Below are 17,268 nucleotides of genomic sequence, written 5' to 3' on the forward strand. Positions count from 1 at the left end.
CTAACGGGTGACGACGGGCAAGCGGGCCCACCCACGCACGCTCGCGGTATGCGCCCGTTGGGCGTTCGCATAGTCGACTTCCCAGTCCGGCCAACGCTTCAGCACCTCTTCGAAGGCCACCCGCGCTTCAAGCCGGGCCAGCGCCGAACCCAAGCAGAAATGCAGGCCCTGCCCAAAGCTGAGATGGCTTCCCCGACGGTGGATGTCGTAGCGATCCGCATCCGGGAAGTGGCTTTCGTCGCGGTTGGCCGAGGCGTTCAGCAGCAGCATGAACGACCCCTCGGGAACCTTGCGACCATAGTGCTCGGCGTCTCGCGCGACGTAGCGGGCCTGCACCGGTGATGGCGGCTCGTAGCGCAGCGTCTCCTCGATCGCGCCGGGGATCAGCGACGGGTCCGCGACCAGTTCGCGGCGTTGATCGGGGTGATCGGACAACAGTTGACCCATGAAACCGATCAGCCGAGCGGTGGTCTCGTTGCCGGCACCGGCGATCATCGCGGTGTAGGCGAGCACCTCGGTCCGCGACAGCGGCCGCCGCGTGCCGTCCGGCTCATCGATTTCGGCCCGCAAGAGTTCGGTCATGAGGTCGTCGGATGGATGATTGGCCCGCCACTCGATATATTCGGCAAACAGGGCAATAGAATTCGCGAAGACATTCGCATCGACCGCGGCGGGGTCGCTCTCCCTGGACAAGGCGATGTTGGCGACGCTGCGGTCGCGGATCTTTTCTTGGTCCGCCTCTGGAATGCCCAGGAGGTAACCGATGGTCCGCATCGGCATCATCGCGCCGAGGTCCGCGATGAAATCGAAGCCACTCCCGCCGACCAGCGGGTCGAGCTCGCGGACACAGAACCCCCGCACCAGATCCTCCACAGCGAGCATGCGCCTGGGCGTGAAGACACGGGACAGCAGTTTGCGGTGCAGGTCGTGCAGCGGAGGATCCTCGAACAGCAGGATGCCCGGGGGCACTTCGATGTTCGCGAACAAGATGTCGGCGGTCGTGCCTCGGCCGGAACGATACGTTTCCCAGTTCGGCAGTTCGCGCACCACGTCGTCGTATCGACTGAGCGCGTAGAAGTTGTACTTCTCGTTGTAGTACAGCGGTGCTTCTTCGCGCATCCGCTTCCATACCGGATACGGGTCCAAGTCGATCTCGACGTCGAACGGGTCGTAATACAACTCGATGGTGTCTGTCATTTCCAATTCCTCTGGTAAAGAACGGCTCAGCCGTTCCGGTGCAGGAAGCCGTGCAGGATTGCCTGGATGAGTTCGTCGACGATGGTCTCCCGCGACGGCGGCTCGGTGCCGAAGTATGCGGACCGCAACGCCGCCATGCCGGCGATCATCGCCACCGTCGAGTGGGCGGGCAGGTCGGGGTGGTCCGACCGCAGCCCCCGCAGGTGCATCCCCTCGGCGCTGATCTGTCCGAGCGAGGTGATGGCCTGCCTGATCTCGGCGATGCCGGCGTCGCCCTTTTCCTCCTCGCTCAGCGTTTCCGACGTCATCAGGGTCAATAGCAGGCCCTGGTTTTGGACGAACACGTCGTAGAGCTGCCCGACGAATCGCCGTGCCAGCTCTTCCTCGTCCGTCTCCTCCGGGACGACCGACTGCCAGGTCCGGCGGAACTCCTCGACGAAGTCGGTGAACGGCAGTACGAGCGCCTCGCGGAACAGCGCGGCCTTGGAACCGAAGTGGCGAAACAACAAGTGCTCGGTGACGCCTGCGGCCTGCGCGATTTCGCGCGTCGTCGTGCTGCGGTAGTCCTGTCGCGCGAAGCGCGCCCGGGCGGTATCGAGCAACAACTTGCGTGGCGCACCCCGAGGCCGGCGAACGGAGGCCGGCGCCTCCGCCATGCTGCGCTTGGTGGTAGACGGCCGCTGGGCCACGTCGTTGTCTCCTCACCGATGGTTGACTGCCCTTAGGATAGTGTGCACTATCTAACGAGTCGAGCTCGGATTCGAAAGGGGTGCGACCGTGGGCGCCGTCATCATGCTTGGCACGTTGTTCGGACTGCTCGTGCTGATATTCGGTCTGGTCCTGCGTTTTGACCCGCAAGCACGCCGGACTCAAGAAGAGAACCAATGAGCTCGCAGATGACACCGGTGATGCAGGCGGCCAGTGACTTCGCGCTCATCGGTGGCACCGGGTTCACCGCCCTGGGGATCTACCTCAGCGTTCGGCAGCACCGCCTGCACCCGCTCCTGCTGCTGTGCATCTCGGCGATCTCCTTCTCCTGGATCGAGGCGCCCTACGACTGGGCGATGTACGCGCAATTCCCGACCGCCATCCCGCGCATGCCGTCGTGGTGGCCGCTGAACATGACGTGGGGCGGGTTGCCGTTGTTCGTTCCCGTCGGCTACATCTCGTATTTCGTGCTGCCGGCCGTGACGGGCACGGCGCTCGGCCGATGGTTGAGCGCACGCTTCGGTTGGCGAAGGCCCCAAACGCTTTTGGTGGTCGGCCTCATCGTCGGCTTCTGCTGGGCGCTGTTCTTCAACGGATTCCTGGGCGCCAAGCTCGGAGTGTTCTACTACGGCCGGGTGATTCCCGGGCTGGCGATCCGCGAGGGAACACTGCACCAGTACCCGCTCTACGATTCGCTCGCGATGGCCATCCAGATGATGGTCTTCACCTACCTGCTGGGTCGCACCGACGCACAAGGACGCAATGTCATCGAGATGTGGGCCGACAACCGGTCGAAGAGCCGTGCGGGCGCGTCGATCCTGTCCGTCGTCGCGGTGATCGTCGTCGGAAACGTCCTCTACGGCGCGGTTTTCGCGCCCCACCTGGCCACGAAGCTGGGCGGCTGGGTGACCACGGCACCGCCGGGCGAACTGTTCCCCGGCGTACCGAACCAGCCGAAGTAGTGGCCGGCAAAACTCGGCGAGGAGTAGCGCTCAGCCGAGAGCCTCGGGCAGCACAATCTCGCCGACGCGCCTGAGGTAGGGCCATGCGATGTCGGGTGGTAGCCCGCCGCACAGCGGCGACAGGTTGAGCACCTGGCCGGCTTTGACGCGCGAGATCGCTTCGGGGACAGAGATAATCACGTGCGACGTCCCGGTCTCACGCAGTTCGTCGACGGTGTTGACGTGGCTGAAGCCCGCCGTGGTCTCGTCCCCGGGGTTCCACGCGGCGTAGCTGCGCACGTCGTGCAGCAGATGCTCGCCGACCTCCTTCCACGCCTGATCCACGTCGTCGGCGACGAACACGACCGAGGCGGTATTGCGGTCGGGAAACATCGTCGGCCCGGGCGTATGGCCGTGCTCGCGACACGCCTCTTCGTAGGCCTTTTGCATGCCCGGTGCGTTGGCGTTGCCCAGCATGCCCAGCCCGTACCTGCCGGCCCGGCGGGCCGCGGCGACCGTCCCCCCACCCCACATCAGGCCTGGGCCGCCGGGGGTCAGCGGGCGCGGTGTCACGGTGATCCGCCGTCCGTCTTCGACAACGGTCTCTCCGGCGAGCAGCCGCCGTAACAGCGCGAGCTTCTCGTCGCAGAGCCGGCCACGCTTCTTGATCGGCACGCCGAAGTGCTCGAACTCCTCGGGCCGGTAGCCCAGGGCCAGGATGTAGGAGGCGCGCCCGTCGCTGATGATGTCGAGCACCGCCATGTCCTCGGCGAGTCGCACGGTTTCGTAGAAGGGAAGGATCAGGATCAGACTCAGCGCCAGCCGCTGCGTGCGTGCGGCCACCGCCGAGGCCAACAAAAACGGCGACGGCAGGTATCCGTCCTCGGACCCGTGGTGTTCACACAGGACGGCGGCCAGCCCACCGTGTTCTTCGGCCCACGAAGACATTTCGGGCGCCGCGGCGTACAGCTCGGCTGGGGACGCTGCCCATTCGGGATCGCGCATGTCGAAGCGCAATGTGTACACAGGCAAACTCCTAGCCGACCTAATCTTTGCGACGTACGTTACACCTTTAGTCGAATGCGTAAAGCGGCAGCGTGGTCGGGATGTCCAGCGAGCTCAGCAGGCCCGGGGGCGCGTCGACGGCGAGACGCCCGCCTCTGAACGACAAACACGGTCCCGAATGTCGCTCGAAGGCGGACAAAACGCTGGTTAGCCCGCACAGCTGCAGACCAACCTAAAATTTGTTCGTTAAGATAGTGTCTGCTTTCTTAAATCCTTGACCGCGCGGATGGGCGGCTGTAGTTTCCAAGTCGGATGCTGGGCTAAAACCCGCCGGTTACGTAAGGGCAACGGCCGACCCGGCTTTCGTCGTGCGCGCGCACGCGCCTGAGGAGGAACAAGATGACGGCTCATCGTGTGGTGGTGTGGGCGACGGGTGGCATTGGCTCGATCGCCATCCGCGCTATTTCGCGGCGCCCCAATCTGGAGCTGGTCGGCGTGTGGGTGCACTCGGACGACAAGATCGGCAAGGACGCGGGCGAACTGGCCGGCGGTGAGCCGATCGGTCTGAAAGCGACCAACGACGCCGACGCGCTGGTCTCGCTCAAACCCGACTGCGTCATCTATGCGGCCAGCGGTCCGGAGCGGGACGCGCTGGCCATCCCGGATTACGTCAAACTGCTCGAAGCCGGGGTCAACGTCGTGACCACCAGCACCACGCGATTGGTCAACCCGCACGCCTACGAGCCCGCCCAGTGGCGCGACCAGCTGGTCGCCGCCGCCAAGCAGGGCCAGGTGTCGCTGTACGCGTCGGGGATCGAGCCGGGATTCGCCGCCGACTATCTGCCGCTGGTGCTGTCCACGCAATCGTCGTCGATCGACAAAATCCACTCTTTCGAGATCGGCCTGTACGACGACTACGGGGTTCCCGACATCATGAGTGACGCGCTGGGCTTCGGCCGCCCGCTCGACTACCAGCCCTGGATCGGCTTTCCCGGTGCCATCGCCGGCGAATGGCAGGGCCAGATCCGCTTGATCGCCGACGCGTTGGGGGTCGAAGTCCAGGAAGTCCGCGAAGGTTTCGACCGCGCCGTCATTAACCGGACGCTGGAGGTCGCGATGGGCACCGTCGAGGCAGGAACCTGCGGCGCGCTGCGGATGCAGGCGATCGGCGTGGTCGACGGTCGGGAAGCCATCGTCATCGAGCACGTCACTCGGCTCGCGCACGACGTCGCCCCCGACTGGCCCACCGGGATCGGCGACCTGTCCTACCGCGTCCTGATTTCCGGCGATCCGGACATCGACTGCACCATGGCCGCGACCCTGAAGGATCCCGCCAAGGCCGGCATCGGCGGGATGACCTCCGGGGCGGGCGCCATGGTCGCCACCGCAATGCGCGTCGTCAACGCCGTGCCGTACGTCGTTGCCGCGCAGCCGGGATTGCTGAGTTCGGTGGACCTTCCGTTGACGATCCCGCAAAACGCGTTTGTCGGGGGGTAGGTCGCGCCGGTTAGTCTGCGGGCGTGACGGTTAATCCGCTCGAGGAATTGAGGCTGCAGCAGCTCCGGCTTCGCACCAGCATGAAATGGCGCGCGCACCCCGCCGATGTCCTGCCACTGTGGGTCGCCGAGATGGATGTCAACCTGGCGCCGACGGTGGCCGAAGCGCTGCGTAAGGCCATTGACAACGGCGATACCGGATATCCCTACGGAACCGCGCTGGCCGAAGCCGTCAGCCACTTCGCGGCGCAACACTGGCAGTGGCATGACCTGGACGTCAGCCGCACTGCGCTGGTCCCCGACGTCATGCTCGGTATCGTCGAGGTGTTGCGCCTGCTCACCGATCGCGGTGACGCCGTCGTCGTCAACCCGCCGGTCTATGCGCCGTTCTACGCATTTGTGTCCCACGACGGCCGGCGCGTCATCGAGGCACCGCTTGCGGAAGGCCGAATTGATCTGAACGCCTTGGAGAATGCCTTCGTTCGGGCTCGCGCGGAAGGCAAAAAGGACACAAAGGTCGCCTATCTGTTGTGCAATCCGCACAACCCGACCGGATCGGTCCACACCGCCGACGAACTGCGTGCGGTCGCCGAGCTCGCCCGGCGATTCGGCGTGCGGGTGGTGTCCGACGAGATCCACGCCCCCGTCATCCTGCCGGGATCGCGGTTCACCCCCTTTCTCGCCGTCCCGGGGGCGGAGAACGCCTTCGCCGTGACCTCGGGGTCGAAGGCCTGGAATCTGTCCGGCTTGAAGGCGGCGCTGGCCATCGCCGGACCGGAGGCCACGGCTGACCTGGACCGGATGCCGGAGGAGGTCAGTCACGGACCCAGTCACCTCGGCGTCATCGCGCACGCGGAGGCGTTTCGCAGCGGCGGCGACTGGCTGGACGCGACCCTGCAGGGCCTGGGCGAGAACCGGACGTTGCTTGGTGAGTTGGTCGCCGCGCACCTTCCCGGCGTGAAATATCTATGGCCGCAAGGCACTTACCTGGCGTGGCTTGATTGCCGGGAGCTCGGTTTCGACGAAGAAGTCACCAATGGTCTTGCGGTGGTTGCCGATCTGTCGGGGCCGGCCCGCTGGTTTCTTGATCACGCGCGAGTGGCGCTGAGCTCCGGTCACGTGTTCGGCACCGGCGGATCCGGACACGTGCGCTTGAACTTCGCCACGTCGCAGGCCATTCTCACCGAGGCGGTGTCGCGAATGGGCCGGGCCCTGGCCGCCGCGCGATAATGAATAAACTTCCGGCACAATTGTTTTCGGCTATGCGGAGATCTCCTCGGCTCCCCGGCCCAAGTTGCGGAACCCTTGGGCGGGCTCCTTCATGCCGAGTGTGAAGGGCAGGGTGTCGAACTCGAACTTCGTCGTCGCGCCCAGCCGGCGGAAAAGGCTGCGCCGCGGCGGCGCGACGGGAACCTGCAACGCCGCAAGGTCGATGTAGTGTGTCGACGTTTCTCCGATTCCCTCGAAAACGTGCACCAACGGCATGCAGAGCTCGCGCATCGGTTGATCGAGGCATGCCGCGACGGGATCGGTCATCAGTACGTACTCGGCAACCGGCACCATGTTTTTCAGCATCCGGTGCACCAAAATGACATCGAAGCCGGCCAGCTCGACGTGGCGCTTCACCTTCTGATCCGCCACCTCGCCCACGTGTACGACGAACTTGAGCGACAACTTCTCGAGCTGTTCGCAACTCGCACACTCGCAGGCGATGTCATTTTTCATCTGCTCGCGCCGCTGCAGGAACGACGCGCGCATCCGTGACAGGCGCTCGCACACCACTACTTTGGCGTCGCTGTCCGGAGCCCAGAAGAACGCGGCGTCGCCCTCGAGCTTGGCCAGCTTCAAACCCTTGCCCGCGTTGATCACCGATTCCAACAAGCCGGCAACCGTAAGTTGGGCATGGGCGAGGTGCGTCCGGTTCCACTGCATGTAATGCGTGTACCCGCCGATGTCGGCTATGAGCAGAACCGCGCGCCGAATTGCCATGAAAAAACGAGTCTAATCTGCCTTGGTGCCCGACTCAATGAATCTGCCACTAGACGAATGAGCGTCGGCGCGAGAGGCTTACAGAGGTGCCGGTTCACTTCAGGAGCTGATATGCATGTGCTGCGAACCCCGGACTCCCGATTCGAGAACTTGGAGGACTACCCGTTCGTTGGGCACTACCTTGACGTAACCGCAAGCGACACCCGGCCGCTTCGCATGCACTACCTGGACGAGGGCACGATCGAAGGGCCGCCGATCGTTCTGCTGCATGGCGAGCCGACGTGGAGCTACCTCTACCGGACGATGATCCCGCCCCTGACCGACGCCGGGAACCGCGTGCTCGCGCCCGACCTGATCGGTTTCGGCCGCTCGGATAAGCCCAGCCGGGTCGAGGATTACACCTACCAACGCCACGTGGAGTGGGTGATCTCGTGGTTCGAGCATCTGAACCTCAGGGATGTCACGCTGTTTGTGCAGGACTGGGGATCGCTGATCGGCCTGCGCATCGCCGCCGAGCAGTCCGACCGGGTCGCGCGGCTGGTGGTGGCCAACGGTTTCCTGCCCACGGCGCAGCGGCGCACCCCGCCCGCCTTCTACGCCTGGCGTGCGTTCGCTCGCTACTCCCCCGTCCTGCCCGCCGGCCGCATCGTCAGCGTCGGCACCGTTCGCCGAGTGCCGTCGAAAGTGCGGGCCGGCTACGACGCACCCTTCCCCGATAAGACGTATCAAGCCGGGGCGCGCGCGTTCCCCCAGTTGGTGCCCACCTCACCCGCCGACCCGGCGATCCCGGCCAACAGGAAGGCATGGGATGCCCTCGGCCGCTGGGAAAAGCCGTTCCTGGCCATCTTCGGAGCCCGCGATCCGATCCTCGGCCGGGCGGACAGTGCCCTGATCAAACACATTCCCGGCGCCGCGGGCCAGCCGCATGCCCGCATCGACGCCAGCCACTTCATTCAAGAGGACCGCGGCCCCGAACTGGCCGAACGCATCCAGTCTTGGCAGCAGGCCTGGCTCTGAGCGGAGGTCAGCGGGTGTTGATCAGCCGTACGAAGCCGCGCATGGCCGCCCTGCTGGCCGCGTGGCGCACCTGATCCAGGGTCGAACCTGCGTCCGCGGGGGGCGCCGCCCCCAGCCGCGGGAACAGCGAGAGCGCGTTGGTGCGATCGATCGCCGCCCGGGCGCCCGGGTCGAGGCCGGGGTAGGTTTCCAGGCCGGCGGCGAACATCTTTGCGACCGCCAGCGGAGCAAACGGAGAGTCAGAGCCGAAGGTGACGTGTCCGGGCTTGGCGAACGCGAGCAGGCTGGGCAGTGCGGCGGCGCTCGCGGACAAAGCGGTGTCGAAATAGAAGCCCGCGAAGTCGTCCAGGATGTCGAGCGGGCTGCCGCCGGTGTCGCCCACGATGGCCATCGCCAATCGATGCGAGGCGTATGGCACGAATCCGCCCGCATGACTGAGGATGAACCGAATGTTGGGGTACTTGCGCCGAATCCCGTTGCGGACAAGAAGATACGCCGCCCTGGTGGTGTCGAGCAGGAAATCTGCCGCGAACGGTACGGCGCCGTCCACGGCGGGGCCGGGTAGCTCGGCGGGATGGATGAACACCACGGCCGAACGCGCGTCGAGCACGGCGAAAAGGTCGTCCTGACCGTCCTGGCCGAGGTACGTCCCCGCATGGTTGGCCAGCAGCACGACGCCATCCGCGTGCAATTCGTCCAGTGCCCTGACTACCTCGTCGACGGACTCGTCGACGTGCGGCATGGGCACGGTTGCGAATAAGCCGAACCGATCCGGTTGTGCGGCAACGACACTGGCCAGTTCGTCGTTGAGGTCGCGGGCCAGCGCGGTGGCATCGCCGGGGTTTGGCATGAACGTGGTGCCGGGAGCCGACACTGACAGGATCGCCGTTCCAATGCCCACCTCGGACATGACCTCCAGCGACCCCTCCGCACTCCATTCCGGCACGGCGCGTCCGCCGGCCTCGTCAATTCCCGCCTTGCGCAGGAACGTTCGGTAGTCGGCCGGGACGGCGTGGTGGTGCGTATCGATTCGTAGCATCATTGCTCCTTGGCGGTAGTCATCAATCGTCCGCAATGCCCGCACTAAAATGTGGTGGTTTGGCGGTTTTCGGATTTCACGAGCGGCGAGTCAACACCTCATCGTCGGGCACATGGACCGACCCGGCGGCCGTCGGCGCCACGAAGTACCGCTCGCCCTTGGCGATTGAGATTCGCCCCGCCCAACGTGGCGGTGACCTCAGCGGGTAACCGCGAGTACGGCTTCCGCCAATTCGGGGCGGCAGACCACAAGATCGGGCAACTTCGGGTCGGGCTGGTTGTATGCCAGCGCGGACCCGTCAATGCGAGAGGTGTGCAGCCCCGCCGCGCCTGCCACCGCCACCGGCGCGGCGGAGTCCCATTCGAATTGCCCGCCGGCATGCACGTACACATCGGACAGCCCCTGGACGATCGAGGCGACCTTGGCTCCTGCGGAACCCATTTCCACCAGGACTCCGTCCAGCGCATCTCGCACGCTCAAGGCGACGGCGGGGGGACGGGTGCGCGACACCACGATGCGCGGCTTGCCCGGCACGGCAGGCGGCGAATCCACGTCGGGAGTCGCCAGCGTGAGGCCCTGGGCCGGTAGCGCCACGGCGCCCGCGACGAGCTCGCCGGACTGCCAGAGTGCGACGTGCACCGCCCAGTCGTCGCGCCCGAGCTCGGCAAATTCCCGCGTGCCATCCAGCGGATCGACGATCCAGACGCGGTCCGAACGCAATCGAATCGGGTCATCGGCGCCCTCTTCGGACAGCACCGCGTCACCGGGACGCTCTGCGGCCAGCGTCTCCATCAGGAAATCGTGGGATCGCTTGTCCCCCGCGGCTTTCCGGTCAGCCGCTTCCGCGTCGGCGAATTCTTCTCGGACCCCGAGCAGTAGCCGACCGGCCTCGGTGGCCAGCCGTGCGGCCAGATCATGGTCATTCATCGGGAGCCCCGGGGAATCCTTTATATATTGGTTGCAATGGCCGACTTTACCTTGTCATCCTGTTCCGCGGTCACCACCCCGGCGAAGAAGTTTCACCCGTAATCTGGTGACCGTGAGCGGCAACGCCAACGCATCTTTAGTGAGGCGGTTGCGGCACACCTCGCGGGGGCGCTGGATCGGGGCCGGCATCGTGGCGGCCGTGGTGCTGGTCGGGGTCCTCGTCGTGGTGGGCGTGCAGCTGACCAGAAGCCAGCAGAGCGCGACGGCGCCCAGCACTCCGCCGTCGCCGGCACCGCCGGAGAGCTACGCCATCCCGGGGTGTTACAACCCGTCCGTTCCGCCGGTCGCGCGCCCCAAGAAGCTCAACGTGTTGGGCTGCGCCAGCGTGGCCGTTGCGCTGCAGGACATGTCGTGGAGTTCGTGGGGCCCGCAAGGCGCCGACGGGACAGGCACGGCGTTGTTCAAGCTCTGTGATCCGAATTGTGCGGCGGGATCTCAGCTGACCGAGCCGGTGATCGTGCACGCGTGGAATCCACAGCCGCCGCGGCGCGAGGCCATCTGCCAGGCCGGCTTGAAGATTTTCGCCGACATGATCCTGGCCTTCCCCCAAGGCGTTCCACCACCGAACGTCCAGAAGATGAACACCCAGTACAACGGGAAGCCGGCCGTGCATTTTGCCAACTACTCAAGCGGCGACACGCGTGGCACCCAATTCATCGGCTACACATTCTGTAACTAGCCGGCGCGGGTCAGCGCTCGCGAACGCCGCTAGACCTCGATGACGACTGCGCCACCCTGGCCGCCGCCGGCACACATCGCGGCGACGCCGACGCCACCACCCCGACGCGCGAGCTCGTAGGCCAAGGTCGTCACCATGCGTGCACCGGAGGCCGCGATCGGGTGGCCGAGGCTGCAGCCGCTACCGGAGAAGTTCACCTTCTCCTCGTCGAGGCCGTATTCGCGGCACGCCGCGATCGGCACCGAGGCGAACGCCTCGTTGATCTCCCACAGCGCGACGTCGCCTGGCGTCAGGCCGGCCCGCTGCAAGACCTTCCCGATGACCTTGACGGCGCCAAGACCGCAGTCGCGGGCCGGTACGCCCGCGGCGGCCCAGGCCCTGACCGTGCCCAGCACGTTGAGCTTCTCGGCCTGGGCGTAATCGCTGTCGACGAGGGCGACGGCGGCCGCGGCGTCGTTGGTGCCACTGCTATTGCCCGCCGTGATCGAGAAGCCCTCGATCTCGGGGTGCAGGACCTTCAGGCCGGCCAGCTTTTCGACGGTGGTGTCCCGACGCGGGTGCTCGTCCACGGCGAACTCGGTGACCGAGCCATCGAACTGGGTGATCTTCAGCGGCAGGATCTCGTCGGCGAACTTGCCGGCGTCCTGGGCCGCGACGGCGCGCTGATGCGAGCGGGCCGCCCAGGCGTCCATCTCCTCGCGGGTGATGCCGACCGCCTGCGCGGTGTTCCAACCCACGGTGATGGACATGTCCCTGGCCGGCGCATCCGGCGTCTCCACGTGCGTCGGCGGCATCCAGCGCTCCTCGAACTTCAGCTCGGGGCCGGGGATCCGCCAGTTGGTCAGCGGCGTCATCGACAGCGACTGCACACCGCCCGCGATGAGCACGCGCTCCATGCCTGAGCCGATCTGCGCCGCCGCATTGCCGATTGCGGTGAGGCTGCCCGCGCAGTGCCGGTTGACCGACTGTCCGGGAACGTGCTCCAGGCCCGTTGCGGTCGCCGCGTAGCGCGCCAAATCACCACCGCCGTAATGTGATTCGGCGAAGATGATGTCGTCGATGTGTGCGGGGTCGACACCCGACCTGCGGACCACCTCGGGAAGCACGGCGGTGATCAGGGTCTCGGGAGGCGTGTTGACCAGGGTCCCCTTGAACGAACGGCCGATCGCGGTCCGGACGGCTCCGACAATGACGGGTGTTCCCATGTTTTCAACCTCGTTGTTGTGGGCGGTCAGACGCCGCGAATCGTATCAAATACTGTATAGGCAATAGTAATGGTCTAAATTCGATCGGCCGGGCTGCTGTGACGGCGCTAACAATTAAGCGGTTCGGGTAAACACGCGGGCCAAGTCGCCGCGACGTGCTGGAAGGCCAGCAACGTGCGCGGCATCATCCGCTATATCGACCGCGCCCAAGCAGGAGGCCGCACGGGCACAATGACTTCATGACAACCCGGCCGCTCGCCACCCGGGACGCCAACTGCAACTCGCCTACCGCGTCGCGGCGATGCTGCTCGGCATCGGCACCCTGCACTTCGTTGCGCCCAAACCGTTCGACGCCATCATTCCGGTCGAGCTGCCGGGAAACCCGCGGCTGTACACCTACGGGTCCGGCGTGGCCGAGTTGGCGATCGGGGCGCTGCTGGTGCCGCAGCGCACCCGGCGATCCGCCGCGCTGGCCGCCGTTGCGCTGTTCATCGGCGTCTTCCCGGGCAATGTCAACATGTGCCGGTTGTGGTGGGGCAAGCCGTGGCCCATGCGCATCATCGCCCTGGCCCGGCTGCCGCTGCAGATCCCGATGATCACCACCGCGCTCAAGATCCGGCGCAACAGCTGACGCGCTGCGCCGGCAATAGTGGCACGAAAGATATTCTTCCGCAACGGAAAACGGCTCCGCTCAGCCCAGGAGTGACCCGATCCGGTGCGCGGCAACTCAGCCGCGGCGCGAAACCCCAATAGCCTTCTGCCGTTTACCTGTTGACGGTAGCCATCCCCGGCGAGGCGTGCGTATGCTGTGGCCGCCGAGACGGTCCGACGATCGATTTCAATCCGCATGGCGCCGCGACCCTTCGTTTCGGGGTAGGTTGGCCGCGGGTTCGGTCGTACCGCCTTGAGGAGGGATACGTGAGCACATCGGAGAAGCCGTCCACGGCTCGCGCCGGGCAGCCGATCATCCACCTCTCCCAGCTGTTGCGTGCGCCAGTGCTGGCGCGTTCCGGCGAAACGGTCGGCCGGGTCGAGGACGTCATCGTGCGACTGCGCGGGGCCGAGGAGTACCCCCTGGTGGCCGGGATCGTGGCGGGAGTCGGCGGACGCCGTGTCTTCATCGGTGACAAAACCATCGACGCGTACTCCGCGGACCGAGTTCTGTTGACCAAGAACAAGGTTGACCTTCGCAGCTTCGAACGCCGCGAAGGGGAGGTGCTGTTGCGCGCCGACGTGTTGGGCCACCGGTTGATCGACGTGGCCACCGTCGAGCTGGTGCGCGCCTACGACGTCGAGCTGGAGCAGAGCGGCGAAGGCTGGATGGTCACCCGCCTGGACACCCGCCGTCCGCCGCGATTGTTCGGGCTGATCAAGCACTCGGGCGGGCATGCGTCTCGCGATTGGAAGGCATTCGAGCCGCTGATCGGGCACGCCCGCTCGGACGCGGTCCGGCGTCTTTCGGACCGGTTCGGCGAGCTCAAGGCCGCCGAGATCGCCGATCTTCTCGAGGAAGCGGACAAGGCCGAGGGCGGCGAGATTCTCGACCGCGTGCACAGCGACCCGGAATTGGAAGCCGACGTCTTCGAAGAACTGGACCCCGACAAGGCCAGCCGGTTGCTCGACAACATGCCGGACAACGAGGTCGCCGCGCTGCTGGGCCGGATGCGCGCCGACGACGCCGCCGACGCCATCGCCGATCTGCGCCAGTCCCGCCGCCGGCGCGTGCTCGAGCTGATGCCCGCCCCGCAACGCACCAAGGTCATCACCCTGATGGGATTCAACCCCGAAAGCGCCGGCGGGTTGATGAATGTCGACTCCGTGACATGCTCGCCGGCCACAACCGCGGGCGAGGCGTTGGCGTTGATCGCCGCCTCGCGCAGCATCCAGCCGGAAGCGCTGATCAAGGTGCACGTGCTCGACGATGACAAACGCCTTGACGGCGTTGTCTCCGTGATCACCCTGTTGCAGGTCGATCCCGCCGAAACCCTCGGAGCGCTAATGGATTCCGACCCGGTACGGGTGAATGCCGACGCGGACCTGACCGATATCGCGCTGCTGATGGCCGATTTCAATCTCTATTCCATACCCGTCGTCGACGAGCAGGACCGTCTGCTCGGAGTGGTCACCGTCGACGACGTGCTGGAGGCGACCATCCCCGAGGACTGGCGCCGCCGGGAGCCCGCGCCGCGCCCCATCCGCGAAATCGCCGGCGACGATGAGCGTGACACCACCCCGCCAGCGGGAGGCACCCCGCAGTGAGTTCCGGCGGCGAGGACACCACCCAGGCCGACGCGCGCGGTGTCGACGTGCAGCGCTCCCAGCGGGCGCAGGCGCGGCGCACGGCCGTGCTGGACAGCGCGCACGTGGGTGATATCGAGGGTGCGTTCGGGCGCATCAGCATTGCGGAGACCGAGCATGCCCGGACCTGGCGGACGCGGCTGCTGACCCTGCTCGCGATCGTGGGACCCGGAATCATCGTGATGGTCGGCGACAACGACGCGGGCGGGGTGGCCACCTACGCCCAAGCCGGCCAGAACTACGGCTACTCGCTGCTGTGGGTGTTGCTGCTGCTGATCCCCGTGCTGATCGTCAACCAGGAAATGGTGGTCCGGCTCGGCGCGGTCACCGGGGTCGGGCACGCCCGCCTGATCAACGAACGCTTCGGCCGCGGCTGGGGCTGGTTTTCGGTCGGCGACCTGTTCTTGCTCAACTTCTTGACGATCGTCACCGAGTTCATCGGCATCAGCCTGGCCGCCGAGTACATCGGCATCTCCAAATACGTGGTCGTGCCGATCTCGGCGGTGGCGCTGGTGGCGATCATGGCCAGCGGCAGCTTCCGGCGCTGGGAGCGGGCCATGTTCGTGTTCATCGCCGTCACGCTGCTGCAGATCCCGATGCTGTTGATGTCACATCCACAGTGGGTGCATGCGGCGAAGTCTTTTGTCGTGCCCAGCATTTCGGGCGGGATCAGTTCGGACGCGGTGCTGCTGATCATCGCCATCGTCGGCACCACCGTGGCGCCGTGGCAGCTGTTTTTCCAGCAGTCCAACGTCGTTGACAAGCGCATCACACCCCGGTTCATGGCCTACGAACGCGCGGACACCGTGCTGGGCGCCTTCGTAGTGGTGGTCGGCGCCGCCGCGCTGGTGATGACCGGCGACTGGGCCGCCCGCTCCACCCAGACCGTGGGCGGCTTCACCGACGCCGGGGCCGTCGCCCACCTGCTCGGCCAACGCCACGAGCCGCTCGGCTGGATCTTCGCGATCGTGCTGATGGACGCCTCGATCATCGGCGCCGCCGCCGTCACGCTGGCCACCAGCTACGCCTTCGGAGACGTCTTCGGGCTGAAGCACTCGCTGCACCGCGGCTTCTCCGACGCCAAGCAGTTCTACCTGTCCTACACCGCAATGGTGGTAGTGGCCGCGGCCGTCGTGCTGATCCCGGGTGCCCCGCTCGGGCTGATCACCACCGCCGTGCAGGCCCTCGCCGGTTTACTGCTGCCCAGCGCCAGCGTGTTTTTGCTGCTGTTGTGCAATGATCGAGAAGTATTGGGCCCCTGGGTGAATCGGTCCTGGCTGAACTGGGTCGCCGGGCTGATCGTCGGCACGCTGCTGCTGCTGTCGGGGATCTTGATGGCCACCACGCTGTTTCCCAACATCGATGTCCTGAAGGTTTGCGGCTACCTGGTAGTGGCCATGATCGTCTTCGCCGCCGCGGGCGCGCCCGCGCTGCGCTGGATGGCCCGCCGCCAACCCCCGCGGCCCGTCGCACAGCTTCCGGTCCGGGGCGTCGACCGCAGCACCTGGCGCATGCCACCGCTAGCGCTGCTCGAACCGGTCGTCTGGTCGCCCGGCACCCGGCTGGGCATGATCGCCCTGCGCACCTATCTGGTCGCCGGCGCGCTGCTACTCGTGGTCAAAGCCATTCAGCTCAGCCGCTGATCGTCTGCAGCCGGCGAGCCACCTCGCCGTACCGCTCGAAGCGCTCCTGATCGGCAACAGCGTTGTACATCACCAATCGCGTTGCCGTTCCGGCGTATTTCTCGATCAACGCGTCGGCCAGCCCGTCCCAGGTCGACTCGGTCGCGAAGACCGCGATGTGATCGTCGCTGACCTGGGCCGCCATCCCGGCGAAGTCGCCGGCCTTCTGCTTTTCCCGGATCCGGGCGGTCGTGCCCTCGAAACCCGCCTCATCCCAGATGAATGCGTAGTTGGGCGTACTGCCGTAGAAGGCCATGCTGGCGCGCACGGCTTCGCGTTGCGTGTCGAGCTCTTCGTCGGTGTCTCCGACGATCGTCATGACGGGCACGATGATCGCGATGTCCGACGGTGAACGTCCCGCTTTCGCCGCCCCTTCGGCAATCGTCGGCACGACGTGCCGGGCCAGGTAGCCCGGTTCGCCGATCGGGTGGACGTGCAACCCGTCGGCCACTTCGCCCGCCATCCGCAGCATCCATGGATTGACCGCTGCGATATCGACTTTGGGGTCCGCGGCGTCGATGGGCCCCGGGCTCCACTGCGGGGTGATGAAGTCGAGATCGTAGAAGTCGCCGTGGTGGTCGAGCGTCCCGGAGCGAAACGCCGCGAAGCACGCCTTCACGGCGAGCAGGTAGTCGCGCAGCCGCGGCCCGGGCCGCTCGAAGGCCGTGCCGTAGCGCCGCACCACATGGGTGCGTACCTGCGTTCCGAGGCCCAGACGGAACTTGCCCTTGGTGGCCTCCTGCAGCTCCCAGGCCGCGGCGGCGGTAACAAACGGACTGCGCGGAAAGGCCACCGCGACGCCCGTCGACAGTTCGAGGCCGGGCGCGGCCTGCGACGCGACGGCGGCGTTCAAGTACGCGGTGCGGCCGGTCTCGGTGAACAACAGACCGGAGAACCCGGCCGATTGGGTCCGCCGGGCAAGGTCACCGATTTGGCCGAGCGGCTGGGGAATCGTCATCGCGTCGACATGCATGGTGGGAGCGTACGTCGAGCGATGAGCCGCGTCGCGAGCCGCGTTAGCCCCT

The 17,268-nt window shown here is 66.2% G+C and carries 15 protein-coding genes and 1 pseudogene; 8 read left to right on the forward strand and 8 right to left on the reverse strand.

Annotation, left to right across the window (positions count from 1 at the left end):
- Entirely contained in the window at positions 1–1,197 is a 1,197-nt protein-coding gene (locus A5686_RS18895) for a cytochrome P450 (protein WP_067937447.1), read from the reverse strand.
- A 26-nt stretch (positions 1,198–1,223) separates the two neighbouring features.
- A complete protein-coding gene (locus A5686_RS18900) occupies positions 1,224–1,886 on the reverse strand; it encodes a TetR/AcrR family transcriptional regulator (protein ID WP_067937449.1) in 663 nt (220 codons plus the stop codon).
- Positions 1,887–2,081: 195 nt separating this feature from the next.
- On the opposite strand from A5686_RS18900, the gene A5686_RS18905 reads away from it, so the two are divergent.
- Positions 2,082–2,867 (forward strand): spirocyclase AveC family protein, encoded by a 786-nt coding sequence (locus A5686_RS18905; protein ID WP_067937450.1) that lies wholly within the window; start codon positions 2,082–2,084, stop codon positions 2,865–2,867.
- A 30-nt stretch (positions 2,868–2,897) separates the two neighbouring features.
- Here the strand turns inward: A5686_RS18905 and A5686_RS18910 are convergent, their stop codons facing one another.
- Entirely contained in the window at positions 2,898–3,872 is a 975-nt protein-coding gene (locus A5686_RS18910) for an LLM class flavin-dependent oxidoreductase (protein WP_067937452.1), read from the reverse strand.
- 378 nt (positions 3,873–4,250) lie between these two features.
- On the opposite strand from A5686_RS18910, the gene A5686_RS18915 reads away from it, so the two are divergent.
- Complete coding sequence (locus A5686_RS18915) at positions 4,251–5,348, forward strand: dihydrodipicolinate reductase (protein ID WP_067937454.1); 1,098 nt, start codon at positions 4,251–4,253, stop codon at positions 5,346–5,348.
- Between the two features lie 23 nt (positions 5,349–5,371).
- Positions 5,372–6,577 carry a MalY/PatB family protein gene (locus A5686_RS18920; protein WP_067937456.1) on the forward strand — a complete coding sequence of 402 codons (1,206 nt, stop codon included), beginning with the start codon at positions 5,372–5,374 and terminating at the stop codon, positions 6,575–6,577.
- Positions 6,578–6,607: 30 nt separating this feature from the next.
- On the opposite strand, the gene A5686_RS18925 is transcribed toward A5686_RS18920, so the two are convergent.
- Positions 6,608–7,336, reverse strand: coding sequence for a DUF2652 domain-containing protein (locus A5686_RS18925; protein WP_067937460.1), 729 nt, complete (start codon positions 7,334–7,336; stop codon positions 6,608–6,610).
- 111 nt (positions 7,337–7,447) lie between these two features.
- Between A5686_RS18925 and A5686_RS18930 the strand changes: the two genes are divergently transcribed.
- Entirely contained in the window at positions 7,448–8,353 is a 906-nt protein-coding gene (locus A5686_RS18930) for a haloalkane dehalogenase (RefSeq protein WP_067937461.1), read from the forward strand.
- A 7-nt stretch (positions 8,354–8,360) separates the two neighbouring features.
- Here the strand turns inward: A5686_RS18930 and A5686_RS18935 are convergent, their stop codons facing one another.
- A complete protein-coding gene (locus tag A5686_RS18935; protein ID WP_067937519.1) occupies positions 8,361–9,392 on the reverse strand; it encodes an amidohydrolase family protein in 1,032 nt (343 codons plus the stop codon).
- 198 nt (positions 9,393–9,590) lie between these two features.
- Complete coding sequence (locus A5686_RS18940) at positions 9,591–10,319, reverse strand: 3'(2'),5'-bisphosphate nucleotidase CysQ (protein ID WP_067937463.1); 729 nt, start codon at positions 10,317–10,319, stop codon at positions 9,591–9,593.
- Positions 10,320–10,467: 148 nt separating this feature from the next.
- On the opposite strand from A5686_RS18940, the gene A5686_RS18945 reads away from it, so the two are divergent.
- Entirely contained in the window at positions 10,468–11,058 is a 591-nt protein-coding gene (locus tag A5686_RS18945) for a hypothetical protein (RefSeq protein WP_067937521.1), read from the forward strand.
- A 29-nt stretch (positions 11,059–11,087) separates the two neighbouring features.
- Here the strand turns inward: A5686_RS18945 and A5686_RS18950 are convergent, their stop codons facing one another.
- Positions 11,088–12,263, reverse strand: a complete 1,176-nt coding sequence (locus tag A5686_RS18950; RefSeq protein WP_067937465.1) for a thiolase family protein — start codon at positions 12,261–12,263, stop codon at positions 11,088–11,090.
- Positions 12,264–12,502: 239 nt separating this feature from the next.
- Between A5686_RS18950 and A5686_RS18955 the strand changes: the two are divergent.
- The 3 genes and pseudogenes from A5686_RS18955 to A5686_RS18965 all read left to right on the forward strand — a co-directional run bounded on the left by A5686_RS18955 (position 12,503) and on the right by A5686_RS18965 (position 16,204).
- Positions 12,503–12,894, forward strand: a pseudogene (locus tag A5686_RS18955) (hypothetical protein).
- 287 nt (positions 12,895–13,181) lie between these two features.
- A complete protein-coding gene (locus tag A5686_RS18960; RefSeq protein ID WP_067937468.1) occupies positions 13,182–14,522 on the forward strand; it encodes a magnesium transporter MgtE N-terminal domain-containing protein in 1,341 nt (446 codons plus the stop codon).
- Positions 14,519–16,204, forward strand: a complete 1,686-nt coding sequence (locus tag A5686_RS18965; RefSeq protein ID WP_067937470.1) for an NRAMP family divalent metal transporter — start codon at positions 14,519–14,521, stop codon at positions 16,202–16,204. Before A5686_RS18960 ends, A5686_RS18965 begins: the two co-directional genes overlap by 4 nt.
- On the opposite strand, the gene A5686_RS18970 is transcribed toward A5686_RS18965, so the two are convergent.
- The gene (locus A5686_RS18970) at positions 16,194–17,216 is read right to left on the reverse strand and encodes a TIGR03617 family F420-dependent LLM class oxidoreductase (RefSeq protein ID WP_067937472.1); all 1,023 of its coding nucleotides are present in this window, start codon (positions 17,214–17,216) and stop codon (positions 16,194–16,196) included. The genes A5686_RS18965 and A5686_RS18970 overlap by 11 nt on opposite strands.
- Positions 17,217–17,268: the final 52 nt, after the last annotated feature.

The sequence above is a fragment of the Mycobacterium sp. E2479 genome (assembly GCF_001667925.1).
Taxonomy (GTDB): Bacteria; Actinomycetota; Actinomycetes; order Mycobacteriales; family Mycobacteriaceae; genus Mycobacterium.